Annotated in this window: 14 protein-coding genes; 9 read left to right on the forward strand and 5 right to left on the reverse strand. The window is 60.7% G+C overall.

All coding sequences use genetic code 11. The annotated features are described in order from the left end of the window. Positions 1 to 5: 5 nt before the first annotated feature. Positions 6 to 977, reverse strand: a complete 972-nt coding sequence (locus FIU93_RS08020; protein ID WP_152505306.1) for an endonuclease/exonuclease/phosphatase family protein — start codon at positions 975 to 977, stop codon at positions 6 to 8. A gap of 109 nt (positions 978 to 1,086) precedes the next feature. Here FIU93_RS08020 and FIU93_RS08025 point away from each other — a divergent pair, with 109 nt between their 5' ends. From FIU93_RS08025 to FIU93_RS08035, 3 genes are all read left to right on the forward strand, one after another. Then, entirely contained in the window at positions 1,087 to 1,485 is a 399-nt protein-coding gene (locus FIU93_RS08025; protein ID WP_152505307.1) for a YchJ family metal-binding protein, read from the forward strand. Between the two features lie 430 nt (positions 1,486 to 1,915). Further along, the gene (locus tag FIU93_RS08030; RefSeq protein ID WP_209010309.1) at positions 1,916 to 3,337 is read left to right on the forward strand and encodes an oligosaccharide flippase family protein; all 1,422 of its coding nucleotides are present in this window, start codon (positions 1,916 to 1,918) and stop codon (positions 3,335 to 3,337) included. Further along, the gene (locus FIU93_RS08035) at positions 3,327 to 4,445 is read left to right on the forward strand and encodes a GNAT family N-acetyltransferase (protein ID WP_152505308.1); all 1,119 of its coding nucleotides are present in this window, start codon (positions 3,327 to 3,329) and stop codon (positions 4,443 to 4,445) included. The genes FIU93_RS08030 and FIU93_RS08035 overlap by 11 nt, the downstream gene beginning before the upstream one ends. 11 nt (positions 4,446 to 4,456) lie before the next feature. Here the strand turns inward: FIU93_RS08035 and FIU93_RS08040 are convergent, their stop codons facing one another. Next, positions 4,457 to 6,085: an AMP-binding protein gene (locus FIU93_RS08040; protein ID WP_152505309.1), complete on the reverse strand. Its 1,629-nt coding sequence runs from the start codon at positions 6,083 to 6,085 to the stop codon at positions 4,457 to 4,459. Between the two features lie 413 nt (positions 6,086 to 6,498). Here FIU93_RS08040 and FIU93_RS08045 point away from each other — a divergent pair, with 413 nt between their 5' ends. Further along, the gene (locus FIU93_RS08045) at positions 6,499 to 8,505 is read left to right on the forward strand and encodes a methyl-accepting chemotaxis protein (protein ID WP_209010310.1); all 2,007 of its coding nucleotides are present in this window, start codon (positions 6,499 to 6,501) and stop codon (positions 8,503 to 8,505) included. A gap of 86 nt (positions 8,506 to 8,591) precedes the next feature. On the opposite strand, the gene xerD is transcribed toward FIU93_RS08045, so the two are convergent. Beyond that, positions 8,592 to 9,515, reverse strand: a complete 924-nt coding sequence (gene xerD / locus FIU93_RS08050) for a site-specific tyrosine recombinase XerD (protein WP_152505310.1) — start codon at positions 9,513 to 9,515, stop codon at positions 8,592 to 8,594. Between the two features lie 65 nt (positions 9,516 to 9,580). Then, the gene (locus FIU93_RS31350) at positions 9,581 to 9,724 is read right to left on the reverse strand and encodes a hypothetical protein (protein WP_167579543.1); all 144 of its coding nucleotides are present in this window, start codon (positions 9,722 to 9,724) and stop codon (positions 9,581 to 9,583) included. A 157-nt stretch (positions 9,725 to 9,881) separates the two neighbouring features. Between FIU93_RS31350 and FIU93_RS08055 the strand changes: the two genes are divergently transcribed. The 3 genes from FIU93_RS08055 to FIU93_RS08065 are packed head-to-tail and all read left to right on the forward strand — an operon-like array spanning position 9,882 to position 13,033. Continuing rightward, entirely contained in the window at positions 9,882 to 10,529 is a 648-nt protein-coding gene (locus tag FIU93_RS08055; protein ID WP_023002799.1) for a shikimate kinase, read from the forward strand. Positions 10,530 to 10,547: 18 nt separating this feature from the next. Further along, complete coding sequence (gene aroB / locus FIU93_RS08060) at positions 10,548 to 11,696, forward strand: 3-dehydroquinate synthase (RefSeq protein ID WP_152505311.1); 1,149 nt, start codon at positions 10,548 to 10,550, stop codon at positions 11,694 to 11,696. Continuing rightward, positions 11,693 to 13,033, forward strand: coding sequence for an HlyC/CorC family transporter (locus FIU93_RS08065; protein WP_023002801.1), 1,341 nt, complete (start codon positions 11,693 to 11,695; stop codon positions 13,031 to 13,033). The genes aroB and FIU93_RS08065 overlap by 4 nt, the downstream gene beginning before the upstream one ends. Before the next feature lie 87 nt (positions 13,034 to 13,120). Here FIU93_RS08065 and FIU93_RS08070 read toward each other — a convergent pair whose 3' ends face one another. Continuing rightward, complete coding sequence (locus FIU93_RS08070; RefSeq protein WP_152505312.1) at positions 13,121 to 13,420, reverse strand: BolA family protein; 300 nt, start codon at positions 13,418 to 13,420, stop codon at positions 13,121 to 13,123. A 179-nt stretch (positions 13,421 to 13,599) separates the two neighbouring features. On the opposite strand from FIU93_RS08070, the gene FIU93_RS08075 reads away from it, so the two are divergent. After that, positions 13,600 to 14,190 carry a DnaJ domain-containing protein gene (locus tag FIU93_RS08075; protein WP_023002804.1) on the forward strand — a complete coding sequence of 197 codons (591 nt, stop codon included), beginning with the start codon at positions 13,600 to 13,602 and terminating at the stop codon, positions 14,188 to 14,190. A 67-nt stretch (positions 14,191 to 14,257) separates the two neighbouring features. Then, a complete protein-coding gene (cobS, locus tag FIU93_RS08080; protein WP_023002805.1) occupies positions 14,258 to 15,244 on the forward strand; it encodes a cobaltochelatase subunit CobS in 987 nt (328 codons plus the stop codon). Positions 15,245 to 15,251 lie beyond the last annotated feature (7 nt).

Genomic DNA, 15,251 nt, shown 5'->3' on the forward strand with positions numbered 1-15,251 from the left:
GTCCCTTAAAACTCGAACTCGGCCAGCATCGCGGCGTGGAAGGATCCGGCATAGGCGTCTTCATCCGCGTCGAAGACTTCATCCGGAAGACCGACATTGAACACCTTGAAGTCAACCGTTCGGTGGGCGACGGATGCGCTGGCCAGAATGTGGTCCAGAGCCTGTCCCTTGCCCTTGTGAATGACGGTCTGGCGCTTTTCCGGCGGCAATGAAGCGTCAAGCTGGTAGAGGCGGCGCGCGGCAAGTTGCGGCGAACAGGTGTCGTCCGGGTCGGCGCGCAGCAGCCTCAAGGTTCCGGTTTCCCCGGTCGCGTTGAAATCACCCGCCAGGACGATCTGGCTATCCTCGTTTGCATCGAAAAGGTCTTCCACCGCAAGGCGCAGTTCGAGTGCCTGGGCGGTCTGTTTCAACACTGATAGCTGATACCCTTCCGCCCACGCGGAAACGGATGTCCACGTCCGGTCCTCTGCCTTGCCGCCGCGTATCATCGCGGCGATTGGCGCCCGCAAATGAACGCAGAAGACGTGCAGGGGGCGGCCGGTGCCGATGTCGATTTCCACCTGCAGAACGGGCCGGTCGAACAGGATCGTCTGCGGGCTGCGATAGGCCGGTACAGCGGTTTTGGGCTGCCAGTGAGGCGGGTGGGCATGTGCCTGGTAAAGACTTAAGCACCTGGTTATCGGAAAGCGCGAGAGAACCGCCAGGTTATGGCGGTCGCCCGGCCCCTTTCCAGAAGGTCGTTCGCTGGTTGCCCGGTGAAATTTCTCGTACGGCGTTCCCTCCAGAAGAAGTTCCAGCGCCTGGAACTGCCGTGCTGAGACACCTTTCCGTTTCTGCGCGTTGACTTCCTGCAGACAAAGAATGTCGGCCTCAAGCTCCAGAATCTTTGGCCGAAGCGCGTCCAGCCGGGGTGTCAGTGCGTCCGGATCATGCCGGTCCGCACCAAAGGATTCCATGTTGAAGGTGGCAAGTCTCATTCAGCAGGCCCGAAGCTGGAAAGCGTACCTGAAACCATAGCCGCGCATCGGGCCAAGTGGTAGAGAGCGCTGATGCAGGAATAAGCCGACCAAAGACGGGGAGAGGCAAATGAGCGGAGAGGGATGCCCCTGTGGCAGTGGCAAGGGATTCGATCTGTGCTGTGAACCTTATCTTGCCGGAAAGGCCCTGCCCGAAACCGCAGAGGCCTTGATGCGCTCGCGTTACAGTGCTTACGTCCGGCAACTCATTCCGTATCTGAAGGAAACGCTCTGGCCGAAGTATCAGCCGAGTTTCGATGCACAAGGCACCGCGCGCTGGGCGGAGGAAAGCCACTGGACGGGCCTCAGTGTGTTGGCCACCGACAAGGGCGGGCCTGCTGACAGGGACGGCACCGTTCTTTTCGAGGCAAAATACCTGTCCGCCGGCAAGCTTCACGTACACCGCGAACTGAGCCGTTTTCGCAAGAAAAGCGGTCGTTGGTATTACGTGGAAGCCGTGCCGGAATAGGTCGGCCGGTTGTCTTCATTTTTGACTTTGAAAAAAATCGTCCGGTCCCTGCGATTGGCGGCGGGAGCAGGGACCGGACCAATTTGCAGATAGAAGGGGAGGCAGCCCTCAACATCCGCAACAAGGAGATCGGGAAAGCCCGCGGCAGGGTCAGCCGAGGGTGGTCGACAGGGTCGAATCGAATCTCGTTCTCTATTTGTTCTCATTAGCATGATTCCCGGTGCCGGTGTCAAGCAGGGAAGCTGTCTTCATGGATGTCCGAACGCTGAGAACGGAATTGGCAGGATAGAAGGTAAAATCAACGTCTTGACCAACTTTCCATCGTCCTCACACATCTGTGAAACGTTGCTGGCTGCGTTTGACTGATCGCCATAGAATATTAAGTCACTCATGTCACAAATACGGAAGAGTACTCATAAGGGACCCCTACGTGCGTTTTTCCGCCAACTCCTGGACCAAGCGTTTGCAAGGCATCGCCTCGCCTCTGGGATTGGGGAAAGGTGCTGATCAGATCCTGGAGTTCCTGAAGGGAAGTGGAAGCGAACGGCACGCGGCGGGCCGGATGGCGGTATCGACCTTTGCGGTGCGGATCGCCGGTGCAGCGCTCGCCTATCTGTCGCAAATCGTGCTCGCGCGCCTGTTGGGGGCGCATGACTATGGGCTCTATTCGGTTGCCTGGACTTTCGTGATCGTTCTGGGTGTCATGGCCTGCGGCGGCTTTTCCACCTCTGCCAGCAGGTTTATCCCGCAGTATCTGCAGAACCGGGATATGGCGCGCCTGCGCGGGTTCTTGCGCACAAGCCGGCAAATGGCGTTTTTTCTCGGGGGTGCTGCGGCGGTCATAGGCATCGGCTGTCTCGCCCTGTTTCGCCCGCTTATTGATACGTCCTATTTCCAGCCCTTGTCGGTCGTCCTGCTGGCGCTGCCCTTCTTTGCCTTCGGATTGGTGCAGGACGGTATCGCACGCAGCTACGACTGGTCGTCGCTGGCAATGCTGCCAACCTATATCTGGCGGCCGCTGGCGATCCTGTTCCTGCTGGTCGGTGCCGTTCTGGCCGGGTTTCGGCCCGATGCACTGACAGCTGCCATCGTGGCCGTGGTGGCAACGGCGCTGGTCGCGCTTTACCAGTTTGTGCATCTTCGCAGGCGGCTGGACCCACGCGTTCCGAAGGGGCCGTACAAGGTCGAGTTCAGATCCTGGCTGGCGGTGTCCATGCCGATGCTGATGGTCGACGGTTTCCTGCAGCTGATCACCAGTGCTGACGTGATCATGGTGAGTTTCTTTCAGGATCCGGACGAGGTTGCAGTCTATTTCGCTGCATCCAGAACCCTGGCGCTGGTGCATTTTGTCTATTTCGCCGTAAGGGCCGCCTCGGCGCATCGCTTCTCCAGCTACACACACAATCAGGATCTTTCAGGGCTTGCCGGTTACATGCGGCAGGCAACTCTCTGGACCTTCTGGCCGTCTGTGGCCGCGGGCGTTGGGTTGCTTCTGATCGCGCCGCTTCTGCTTGCTCTTTTCGGCAGCGACTTTGAAAGCGGCTACGAACTGATCGCCCTCCTGATGATCGGCGTGCTTGCGCGCGCATCCGTCGGTCCGGCCGACGCGCTTCTGACGATGACAGGGCACCAGAACACCTGCGCCGGCATTTATGCCGGGACGTTTGTTCTCAATGTCGTCCTCAATCTTATTCTGATCCCGCTGCTCGGCCTTGCCGGAGCGGCCATTGCCACAAGTCTTGCGATCCTTTTTGAGGCCACTGCCCTTGCGGTTGTGGCAAAACGGAAGCTCAATATCACGACGTTCGTTTTGCCCTTGCTTTTCGCCAGGAACCGTCCGGTTGACCAATGATACGCTCTCTTCCGTGCAGCTCGAGGTCTTGTCCCTCGATCCGTTGAGCGTCGCCATACCGCTTGAGGACTGGCAGACGCTTTGTGCGGCTGCCCTCAGTCCGAACCCTTTCTTTGGTCCGGATTTCCTTCGTCCGTTTCTGGAAAAGATGAGCAAACAGGCGGTACGACTTGTCGTGGTCCGGGAGCGGCCGGGTGGCCGCTGGCTGGTGGCGGCCCCCGTCGGCCGACGTCGTTTCGGATTGGCCGTTGCGGTCAACACCACCTGGGCAAGCGAATACGCGCCGCTCGGAACACCGCTGATCCACCCGGACGCAAGTGCCGAGGCAATCGCCGCTTTCATCAATGCCGCCAGAGAGCCCGGGAATGCGCTCGCCATCCCCTATCTGCCGCTTCATTCCCAGTCGGCAACGCGCTTGAGGGCGGTGGGCGCGGGAAAGAAGTCGGTTCTGGCGAAGTCCTTCCGGGCGAGCCACGGCGCAGGAGCCACAGGCAAGTCACAACTTGCCGAGGCTGACAGCGGCAAGAGGCGCAAGGAAATGCGCCGGCTGATGCGCCGGCTGGGTGACCATGGCAAGACCACCTTCCGCAGTCTGTCCGGATCTGATGCCGTTACCGGGTTCGAAGCCTTTCTGGAGCTCGAGGCCTCCGGCTGGAAGGGCCGGTCCGGAACCGCGCTGGGCAGTCAGTCCGGGACGGCGGACTTTGCCCGCACGGCCGTCGCCAATCTGGCAAGTCGCAACGGGGTCCGGATCGACCAGCTCTGGTCGGGACAGACACTGGTTGCCGCCCTGGTGCTGTTTCAGCAGTCCGGCAAGGTGTATTCCTGGAAGATCGCCTTTGACGAGGAGTTTGCCCGCTATTCTCCCGGAGCCCAGATCGCGCTGCAGGCCTTGAAGATCAATCTTGCCATTCCTGGCTTCAGGGGAGCGGATTCCCTGGCCATTCCTGGGCATTCGATGATCGAGCCCTTGTGGCGAGGCCGGCTGGAAACCGGCACGATGCTTTTTGCCGATGGCCTGAAGCGGTCGATGTGCAAGACGGACCTGAAGCTTGAACAAGCCCTGCGCCGAGCCGCACGGACGCTGAGAAAGCGCCTGCGCGCCTGAAACAGGCGAAGCTAGCCTTCAACGCTCTCCAGGTCCCGCAATTTCCTGCGAATGATCTTGCCGGTGGTGGTCATGGGCAACGAGGTGACGAATTCGATTTCCCGCGGATATTCATGCGCCGACAGACGTTCGCGGACGAAAGTGCGGATATCGTTTTCCAGAGCCGCGCTTTTTTCCGTGCCCGGCTTCAGGACGATGAAGGCCTTGACGATTTCCGTGCGCAACGGATCCGGTTTGCCGACAGCCGCGGCAAGCGCGATCGACGGATGCTTCAGCAGGCAATCCTCGATCTCGCCTGGGCCGATCCGGTAGCTTGCCGAGGTGATGATGTCGTCGTCGCGGCCAACGAAATGGACGTAGCCGTCCTCGTCCATCAGGCCCTGGTCGCCGGTGATCATCCAGTCTCCGATGAACTTCTCCCGCGTCGCCTCCGGCTTGTTCCAGTATTCCAGGAACATTACCGGGTCCGGCCGGCGGATGGCGATCTGGCCGAGGGTTTCTGTCGGCAGCTCATTGCCTTCATCGTCGATGATCGCAACCTGATGGCCAGGCGTTGCCTTGCCGATGGCGCCAGAGCGGCTGACGCCAAGTGCGGCCGCAGAACCGAGCACCGCGTTACATTCCGTCTGGCCATAGAATTCATTGACGTTGAAGCCGAATTCCGCAGCGAACCAGTCATAGGTTTCCCTGCCGAGAGATTCTCCGGCAGAGCCGACGCTGCGCCAGGTGAGGTCGAAGCGCTCGGCCGGACGCTCCACAGCACGCAGCATCTTCAAAGCCGTCGGCGGAATGAAGGCATTGCGGATCTTCTGTCTTTCAAGCAGATGGAAGGCGAATTCCGGGTCGAACTTGCGAGACGCGTGGCAGACCACCGGCACACCGAGAGACAGAGCCGGAAACAGCGCATTCAGCAAGCCGCCTGCCCAGGCCCAGTCTGCGGGCGTCCAGAGCAAGTCGCCTTCACGGCCGAGGAAATTCTGCGAAAGCTCGATGCCGGGCATATGGCCGAGCAGCACCCGGTGGCCATGCAACACGCCCTTGGGCTGCCCCGTGGTGCCGGATGTGTAGATCATCAAAGCCGGATCGTCGGGTGTGGTCGCAAGGGTCTGGTAGGTGTCGGACGCCTTGTCCAGCAGATCGTCAAATCCGAACACGCCGGTTTCCGGTCCGTCGACCGAGATCACCAGATCGAGGCCGGGCAGGTCGGATCGGATTTCCGCAAGCTTTGCCAGGCCGGCCGTGTCAGTCACCAGAACGCGGGCGCCGGAATCTGAGAGCCGGTAGCGCAGCGCCTCCAGTCCGAACAGGGCTGCCAGAGGCACTGCAATTGCGCCGGTCTTGTAGGCTGCCAGATGTGCGATGGCGGTTTGTGGGATCTGCGGCAGAAGCAGGGCAACCCGGTCGCCGCGATTTAGCCCGAGGCCTTCAAGGGCGTTGGCAAGGCGATTGGCCGCCCGGTTCAGCGCAAGATGGCTCCAGTCCCGGCAGGAACCGTTCTCGAGAACCTGACGGATCGCGAGGCGCTCCGGGTCTGTTGCAGCCCATTCATCGCTGACGGCTGCGGCCATGTTGTAGGTTGCGGGCCGAGGCCAGCGGAATGTCTCTCTCAGCGCGTCGTAGTTGCCAGTAGGCTGCAGCATTTCAGAGCGTCCGGTGCTTCAATTTTGAGCAGCGGAGTGTAGGGCGGTCATTGCTGCAGCGCAATAGAGCCGAAATCCATCCTTTGAAAGCAGCGATGAAATCCTTAACCGGACTTCTGAAGCACGCCGGCAAGTGTGGCTGGAATAAAATCTTATACTGTCATTATTCCTTATAAACTATCGGTTGTCCGAGTGGGTCAGCCATGCGCGATGGTCCTGAAATCGTTAACGCCCGCCTGCGTGAAACAGGAGCATAACGCCACCATTCCGGTTGGTCTTTGACTGCGATTTTGTGGTGAGAAAATCAGCATCCGGTAGCAACGTATTCACTAATAAATGCGAGATTTCCTTAACTTATGAGGATCAAAATCCCGCCAGGATAAAAAATAGTCCGGCTGGGGACCTGTAGATCCATGAAGATGTTTGGGCAGTCCGCGCTCGCTCGTGTCGGCGCGCTTTCCGTGAAATTGAAAATCCTTTCTCTAAGCCTTCTGACCGCAATCGGCATGTTGACGATCGGCGGGGTGTTCTGGTGGAGCCAGAACGAGGTGGCTGGAGCCTTCAACAAGCTTGATCAAAGCGCGGGACTGGCGCGCAGCGTCGCTGATCTTTCAGATATTGCGAACGGCATGCGCAACATCGGCAAGGGCTACCTGGCGCGGCCGGAGGAAAAGGATCACGAACTTTTCGAGGCCAAGCTCAGTGAGGCCCATGGGGTTCTGGATGACATCTCCGCCAAGCCTGTTGCCGCAGCCTTCAATGCGGAGATCGCAGACGTTCGTGACACGCTTGACGGGGCGTCGGGCGCCTTTTCGTCGCTCAATACCGTTCAGCGGGAAATCGGCTTCAATTCCGAAACAGGCCTTCGAGCAACTCTCAGCGAAAACGCCGACGAGGTGCTGAAGCGCCTGAAGAAGGAAATGCGCTTCGGTGGCGGTCCGGACTTCGAGAAGATGGTCACCACCATGCTCGATGTTCAGTTGTCGGAAAAGAAATTCATTCTCGACCGCAACGACGTTGCCCTCGGCAACTTCGAGGTGGCTTTCGGTCGGTATGAGCGCCTGTTGAAGAAGGCTTATCTGCCGAACGAGATCAAGGAAGACGTCGGCACCAAGATGGCGATCTACCGGGAAGCGTTTGATGCCTATACGGCGGCTGTCGCCGAAAAGGACAAGTCGATCGAACTTCTGGAAACGCTGTTCGATCTGGTGCCGCCACGCCTGGAAGCGCTCAACAACGCCGCGCGCGAAGCCGAACTGGCAGCCGAGCAGGATCTTGAAACCGTCCGGGCCTACTCGACCCTCGCCGTTGTCAGCGTGATTGCCGCTTTCCTGGTATCCGGCGTCCTGGCCGGAATGCTCATCGGCCGGTCGATCGCCAATCCGCTTTCGCGTCTCCAGAACGCCATGGAAGAACTGGCGTCCGGGCATGTGGACGTCAACCTGCCTGCCGCCAAAGGCAGTGTCGAAATCGCCGCCATGGCGCGCACCGTTTCCGTTTTCCAGGAAAACGCTGTCGAACGGCAGCGCCTCGCGGCCGCATCGGAAGAAGAAAACGCGCAGCGCGACGCCCGTGTGGCCCGTCTTGAATCACTGATCGCCAATTTCGAGGCAACGGTCGGGCAGGCTCTCGAAAGTCTCGACCGGTCTACCTCTGACCTGACGCAGACCTCTGCCGCCGTCGAAGCCGCAGCGGACGATGTTGCCCAGCAGGCGGACCGGGCTGGCAACGCCGTGCGCGTGGCAGCTGAAAACGTCAACTCGGCCGCATCTGCCAGCGAGGAACTGGCAGCGTCTATCAACGAGATCTCCAACCAGGCGTCAAACTCCACGACGGTGGCCAAGAAGGCGGTTGCCAGCGCGGAAGGCACGTCCCAGACCATGGGGCAACTGTCCCGCGCGGCCGACCGGATCGGCGAAGTCATGGGGCTGATCCGCGATATCGCCAATCAGACCAACCTCCTGGCGCTCAACGCTACCATCGAGGCTGCACGGGCAGGCGAGGCCGGCAAGGGCTTTGCGGTCGTGGCCGCCGAAGTGAAGCAGCTTGCGGACCAGACCTCGCGTGCGACGGAAGATATCGCCAGCCAGGTGGAAGCAATCCAGATGTCGTCCAGCCATGCGCTTGAAGCGATCGACGAGGTGACCGGTATCATCTCCGAAATGGAAGGCCTGGCCTCGGCCGTGGCATCGGCCGTCATCCAGCAGGATGCCGCGGTTCAGTCCATCGCCAAGAACGTGGTCGATGCCTCGACCCGCTCGCATGAAGGGGCCGAATGCATGACCGCGGTCGGTTCTGCCACCGAACACGCCCGGGCAACCGGCGGCGAGGTCGAGCAGCTGGCAACGTCGCTGTCCGAACAGGCAGCCCTTATCCGAAGCGAGATCTCCAACTTCCTTTCCGGTGTTCGCGCGGCCTGACCGCGCGACATCACGACGAACAAGGCCAGCCTTCCCTCAGGAAGGCTGGTTTTTTGTCTTTCGCGAGGTTGTGGCTACGGAAAGAATTACTTCTTCGCAAGGGGATGTGCACTTTCCACCAGTTCGCGCAGGCGCTCGTCCAGGACGTGGGTGTAGATCTGCGTCGTGGAAATGTCCGCATGGCCCAGCAACTGCTGCACCACTCTGAGGTCGGCACCGTTCTGCAACAGGTGGGAAGCGAATGCGTGGCGCAGCACGTGCGGGGAAATCTTGCCGGCATCGAGACCGGCGGCGACGGCAAGGTCCTTCAGGTCTCGTGCAAAATGCTGGCGTGTCAGATGTCCGCTGTCGCCATGGGAGGGAAACAGCCACGGGCTTTTTTCGTATGCCCCTTCGGCGGCACGCAGACCGACGTAGTCCTTCATGGCAGCCTGGGCAGCGCGGGACAGCGGCACCAGTCGCTCCTTGCCGCCCTTGCCCCTGATTTCGATCAGGCGGGCGTCCCGGAGCGCAGCGGTAACCGGCAGGGCAACCAGTTCCGAAACGCGCAGGCCGGTCGCGTAAAGCACTTCGATAAGTGTGTACATGCGCTGCGTACGCAAGCGCACCGCCGCGCTTTTCTGGGGCTTTTCGGTTTCCGCCCTGGCGGTTTCGATCAACCTGTCGACGTCTTCCATCGACAGCACCTTGGGCAGGCTCGCGCGTTTTTTCGGGGCGGACAGTGTGCGGGTCGGATCGTCTTCCCGGGAGCCTTCCGCGTAAAGGAACTTGTAGAACTGCTTCAGCGCGGACAAGCGTCTTGCCTGCGAGGTCTCGGCAAATCCGCGCCGGTTGAGATCGCCCAGGTAAGCCGAAATGTCTTCGGATTGCGCTGATGCAAGGGTCTTTCGGCCGAGGAAGCCTGAAAAATCCTCCAGGTCGCGGCGGTATCCGGCCAGCGTGTTTTCTGCCGCGCCGCGTTCGGCGGCCAGCATTTCGAGGAAGTTTTCAAGATCGAAACCGGTTGCCATTGCGTATGCCTTCGCAAAGGACCTGAAACTTGTCCCGTTGATGACCCGCCATTTGAAAGCGTCTACTAGCGGCCGAAGCCGTCTTTCTTCACCCTAACCTCGATTTCCCGTTCACGCGGATCGACAAGGTTGGCCAGGGAGTAGATCGCGCCATAACCGAGCGCGCCGAGCAGCAGCAGCACGAGCAACAGGCGGGTCAGGGTCGGCACTTCGGCTGTCTCCAGGTCAGGGCGTCGGTCCGCTCACGGGCAAGCGAATCGGATAGGCGAATGTTTCAACAAGGCGGGGGCGCATGCAAGGCAAAGCAGCAGTCCGGCAGGCGGAGTTCCCCCGTGTCTTTTTTGACGAATATGCTAAAACGCCGCCATGACAGAACACGACAAGGCGCGGTCTTCCGAAGGAGGATCCGCGGAGACAGACGTAAAACCCGTTGATCTGGCCCGCCTGGTAGCTGCCCTGGGGCATCGGTCCATCGTTCTGGTGGGAATCATGGGCTGTGGCAAGTCGACCGTCGGCAAGCGGCTGGCGCACCGGCTGGGCCTTGAATTTGTCGACGCCGATACCGAAATCGAGCGCGCGGCCAACATGAGCGTGGCGGAAATTTTCGCTGAACACGGCGAGCCTTATTTTCGCAGCGGTGAAGAACGGGTGATCGCCCGTCTTCTGCGTGAAGGACCGCAGGTGCTGGCAACGGGCGGCGGCGCTTTCATGAGCGAGGCAACTCGGGCGGAAATCGCTGAGCTTGGACTGTCCATCTGGTTGAAAGTCGATTTCGACACGGTCATGGCACGGGTCCGGCGCAGATCCACGCGTCCGCTGCTGCAGAACCCCGATCCCGAGGGAACGATGCGCAAGCTGATGGCTGACCGCGAGCCCGTCTATGCCAAGGCGGCGCTGACGGTCACCTCCAAGGACGTTCCGCATGAGGCGGTGGTCGATCAGATCGTCGCCACCCTTGCGGATCACCTGTTCGAACGCGAGGCCACCAGCGCCGCGCAAACATCAATGACCTGAATTTAGAAGCGTGACGGCATGGTAGACACGGTAGTGGCAAAAGCATTGTTGGGCCGGGACGAGAAGATCGTCCGGGTCGATCTTGGCGCGCGCAGTTACGACATCAGGATCGGTCGGGGGCTGCTTGAGGGAGCGGGAGCGGAAATCGCCGCCGTTATGCCCGGTGCGCGTCTTGCGGTCGTTGCCGATGAAACCGTTGCGGGCCTTCATCTGAAGGCTTTTTCGCAGAGCCTCAAGGCTGCCGGTCTGGAGCACACCGCCATCACGGTGCCGGCAGGCGAAAGCACCAAATGCTTCCGCGAATTCGAGCGCCTGTGCGACGAGGTTCTGGCCGCCCGGCTGGAGCGCGGCGATGCGGTCGTCGCCCTTGGCGGCGGTGTCGTCGGTGACCTGACGGGCTTTGTCGCCTCGGCCGTGCGCCGTGGCATGGCCTTCATTCAGGTGCCGACCACGCTTCTTGCCCAGGTCGACAGTTCCGTCGGCGGCAAGACCGGCATCAATTCACGTCATGGCAAGAACCTGATCGGCGCTTTCCACCAGCCCGCCCTGGTGTTGGCCGATACCGCCATTCTGGATACGCTGCCGCTGCGCGACTTCCGCGCCGGTTATGCGGAAGTCGCCAAATACGGGCTCCTGGGTGATGCGGATTTCTTCGCCTGGCTGGAGACCAACTGGCAGGCGGTTTTTGCAGGTGGCGCGGAGCGGGACGAGGCCGTCGCAAGGTCCTGTCAGGCAAAGGCGGATGTGGTTGCTGCCGACGAGTTGGAATCCGGCCGCAGGGCGCTCCTCAATCTGGGTCACACGTTCGGCCACGCCCTGGAATCGGCGGTCGCCTACGAGACCGAGCGTCTGGTCCATGGCGAAGGCGTTTCCATCGGCATGATGCTGGCACATGAATTCTCTCAGCGCCTCGGCCTGATCGGCGAGGACACCGTCGAACGTGTCCACAAGCATCTGAGCGATGTCGGCCTGCCAGTGCGGGTGCAGGACATCCCCGGTCAGCTGCCGCCGGCTGAAACGCTCATGGATATCATCGCGCAGGACAAGAAGGTCAGCCGGGGGGCGCTGACCTTCATTCTGACGCGCGGTATCGGCGAAGCCTTTGTCGAAAAAGGCGTCGATCCCGCACTGGTCTCTGACTTCCTGAAGGAGAAACTCGAGGCATGACGGAAACGGCTCTCTGGCTGGCGATTGTCGCCATCTTCGTTCTCCTGTTCCTGTCCGGCTTCTTTTCCGGTTCGGAAACGGCACTCACCGCCGCATCGCGCGCGCGCATGCACCAGATGGAAAAAACCGGCGACTGGCGCGCCCGGGTGGTCAGCCTGCTGATCGCCAACCGGGAACGTCTGATCGGCGCGCTGCTCCTGGGTAACAACCTGGTCAACATTCTGGCGTCTGCGCTGGCAACCAGTGTGTTCCTGTCCCTGTTCGGCGACGCTGGCGTTGCGCTTGCCACCCTGGTGATGACCGCCCTCGTTCTGGTTTTTGCCGAAGTGCTGCCGAAGACCTGGGCCATTTCGAATCCGGAGCGGTTTGCGCTGGCGGTGGCGCCGATCGTGCGCTTCGTGGTGGCCGTGTTCGGTCCGATCGTGGTCGGGGTGGAGTGGATTGTCCGCAACATCCTGAAGCTGGTTGGCGTCAATATCGGCGACGACACCTCGATCCTGTCGCCGCATGAGGAACTGCGCGGCGCCGTCGATCTGCAGCATATCGAAGGTGGCCTGGAAAAGGGTGAGCGCGACCGCCTCGGCGGTTTGCTCGACCTGGCGGAACTGGAAGTCTCGGACGTGATGGTTCACCGCACCAACATGGTGGCGCTGAATGCGGACGATGCGCCGGACAAGCTGGTGAACGCGGCTCTGGCATCGCCCTATACCCGCCTGCCGCTCTGGCGCGGGGAGAGCGACAATTTCGTCGGCGTGCTGCATGCCAAGGATCTGCTGCGTGCGTTGCAGGCTGCCGGTGGCGATGCTGCGAAGATCAACGTTCTGGATATCGCTGCCCCGGCCTGGTTCGTTCCCGACACGACCTCGCTTCAGGATCAGCTCAATGCATTCCTGCGGCACAAGTCCCATTTCGCGCTCGTGGTTGACGAGTATGGCGAGGTGATGGGCCTGGTCACGCTGGAAGACATTCTGGAAGAAATCGTCGGCGAGATCGCCGATGAGCACGACGTGGAGCTGGAAGGCCTGCGGCCGCAAGCTGATGGCTCGGTGATTGTCGACGGCTCGGTGCCGATTCGCGACCTCAACCGCGCTGCCGACTGGAGCCTGCCGGACGACGAGGCGACCACGATCGCCGGTTTGGTCATTCACGAAGCGCGGATGATTCCGGACGAGCGCCAGATCTTCACCTTCCACGGTTTCCGCTTCACGGTGCTGCGGCGGGAGAAGAACCGCATCACGCGGCTGCGCATCATGCCGCTTGGCCAGATTCCCGGCGTCAAGATGCCGGCCGGAGCTGCCCAGGCCGTTGCGGGCGCGGCTGCGAAAGCAGGCACCTGAGCCAAGAATCCACTCGGCTTCAATGCCGGGTGGAGTTACCCAGGCTGATTTGTGGCTGGTCTGAAGATCAGTAAAAAGGCGAGCCTGTCAGCCGCCCGAAACACGGGCCGCGCGGGGATCCGGTTCGCTGTCAGCGCGGATTTCCAGCGCCAGGGCGTGCACTCCGCCGGCAATTTCGTCTGCAAGCAGGTCGTTGATCGCCCGGTGCCTCGCCACGCGGTTCATGCCTTCGAAAGCGGCTGCGGCGATCTGTACCCGGAAGTGGGTTTCGCCGCCCTCGCGCCAGCCACCGTGGCCCCTGTGCTTTTCCGACTCGTCGATGACGTTCAGAAAAGACGGCGAGAAGGCTGCGGAGAGTTTGTCGGTGATCGTCTGCTTTGTGCTCATGTGTCTCACTTGGCGTAGCTGTTTTCGAAGTTCAAGTCTTTCGTGGTCCGGCCCTGCCTGATACAGTGCCGGGCTCTTCGACTTTCGAAATCCGGTGCGGGGAAATTAACTTTGGATACCGGGACAATGCAACGGCCTGCGGCTTGCCCGTCGGCCCTCACACTTCAATATTTCGGCGCATGAAACTGGACTCAAAACTCTTCGACAGCATCCGTGTGAAACCGGACAAGGAACGGGTGGAACAGGACCGCCATCCTTCGTGCGACCATCCGGGTTGCAAGCGGCCAGGTACGCACCGGGCGCCGAAAGGGCGTGACCGGGAGGGGCAGTATTTCAATTTCTGCGTCGACCATGTGCGCGAATACAACAAGTCCTACAACTATTTTACAGGTATGGGCGACGACGACGTGCGCACCTACCAGAAGGACAGTCTGACGGGGCACCGGCCGACCTGGAAAATGGGCGTAAACCGGCAGGCAGCCGAGGGGCCGGACGGGTTCGACGCCCGCTCCAGCATGCGCTCCAATGCGCAGCGGCGCACCGAGCAAGTTCGGCGCCCGCGCGAAAGAAAGCTACTAACGCTTGAAAAACGTTCCCTGGATGTGCTCAATCTGCCTTACACAGCCCGTGGCGCCGAAATCAAAGCGCGCTATAAGGAGCTTGTTAAATTGAACCATCCGGATGCCAATGGCGGTGACAGGTCTTCCGAAGACCGCCTGCGGGAAATCATTCAGGCGTATAACGTTCTGAAAAAAGCCGGTTTCCTTTAGAGCCTGCAGGGTCCTGCCGGCTTTTCCCAAACGACCCTTCCCGAACTTCCGGGACTGCGGAGGACTGATGACTGAGACGACGACTGCGGCCATGGCCATGCCGGACACTGAAATTTCCGTAGAAGAGGTTTTCGGTTTCAAGTCCGACCTCAAGGTACCTGCATTTTCCGCGCCGTCAGAACATGTGCCCGAGCGTGACGAAGACTACCTGTTCGACCGCGCGACCACGTTGGCGATCCTGGCGGGTTTTGCTCATAACCGGCGCGTGATGGTGACCGGGTATCACGGTACCGGTAAATCGACCCACATCGAGCAGGTGGCGTCGCGTCTCAACTGGCCGTGTATTCGCGTCAACCTGGACAGCCATATTTCCCGTATCGATCTGGTCGGCAAGGACGCGATCGTGATCAAGGACGGCAAGCAGGTTACCGAGTTTCGCGACGGGATCCTGCCCTGGGCCTATCAGCACAATGTCGCGCTGGTCTTCGACGAATACGACGCCGGCCGTCCGGACGTAATGTTCGTGATCCAGCGTATTCTGGAATCTTCCGGCCGCCTGACGCTGCTCGACCAGAGCCGGGTTATCCGTCCGCATGCCGCCTTCCGGCTGTTCGCCACCGCCAACACGGTCGGTCTCGGCGATACCTCCGGTCTTTATCACGGCACGCAGCAGATCAACCAGGCGCAGATGGACCGTTGGTCGATCGTCACCACGCTGAACTACCTGCCGCATGACAACGAGGTGGATATCGTTCTGTCGAAGGCCAAGCACTTCCAGTCGGACGAAGGCCGCAACACCGTTTCCAAGATGGTGCGCCTGGCGGACATGACCCGGAACGCCTTCATCAACGGCGACCTGTCCACGGTCATGAGCCCGCGTACGGTCATTACCTGGGCGGAAAATGCCCAGATTTTCGGCGATGTCGGCTTTTCCTTCCGTCTGACCTTCCTCAACAAGTGCGACGACATGGAACAGTCCCTGGTGGCCGAGTTCTATCAGCGCTGCTTCGGTGAAGATCTGCCGGAATCCTCCGTCAACGTAGTCATGAGCTGAGGTCCCG

The sequence above is a fragment of the Labrenzia sp. THAF35 genome, from assembly GCF_009363595.1.
GTDB classification, from domain to species: domain Bacteria; phylum Pseudomonadota; class Alphaproteobacteria; order Rhizobiales; family Stappiaceae; genus Roseibium; species Roseibium algicola.

Bases quoted from the DNA above. Each gene is read 5' to 3' on its own strand.
- FIU93_RS08020 (WP_152505306.1), bottom strand. From the start codon at position 977: ATGAGACTTGCCACCTTCAACATGGAATCCTTTGGTGCGGACCGGCAT.
- FIU93_RS08025 (WP_152505307.1), top strand. From the start codon at position 1,087: ATGAGCGGAGAGGGATGCCCCTGTGGCAGTGGCAAGGGATTCGATCTG.
- FIU93_RS08040 (WP_152505309.1), bottom strand. From the start codon at position 6,085: ATGCTGCAGCCTACTGGCAACTACGACGCGCTGAGAGAGACATTCCGC.
- FIU93_RS08045 (WP_209010310.1), top strand. From the start codon at position 6,499: ATGAAGATGTTTGGGCAGTCCGCGCTCGCTCGTGTCGGCGCGCTTTCC.
- xerD (WP_152505310.1), bottom strand. From the start codon at position 9,515: ATGGCAACCGGTTTCGATCTTGAAAACTTCCTCGAAATGCTGGCCGCC.
- FIU93_RS08055 (WP_023002799.1), top strand. From the start codon at position 9,882: ATGACAGAACACGACAAGGCGCGGTCTTCCGAAGGAGGATCCGCGGAG.
- aroB (WP_152505311.1), top strand. From the start codon at position 10,548: ATGGTAGACACGGTAGTGGCAAAAGCATTGTTGGGCCGGGACGAGAAG.
- FIU93_RS08065 (WP_023002801.1), top strand. From the start codon at position 11,693: ATGACGGAAACGGCTCTCTGGCTGGCGATTGTCGCCATCTTCGTTCTC.
- FIU93_RS08070 (WP_152505312.1), bottom strand. From the start codon at position 13,420: ATGAGCACAAAGCAGACGATCACCGACAAACTCTCCGCAGCCTTCTCG.
- FIU93_RS08075 (WP_023002804.1), top strand. From the start codon at position 13,600: ATGAAACTGGACTCAAAACTCTTCGACAGCATCCGTGTGAAACCGGAC.
- cobS (WP_023002805.1), top strand. From the start codon at position 14,258: ATGACTGAGACGACGACTGCGGCCATGGCCATGCCGGACACTGAAATT.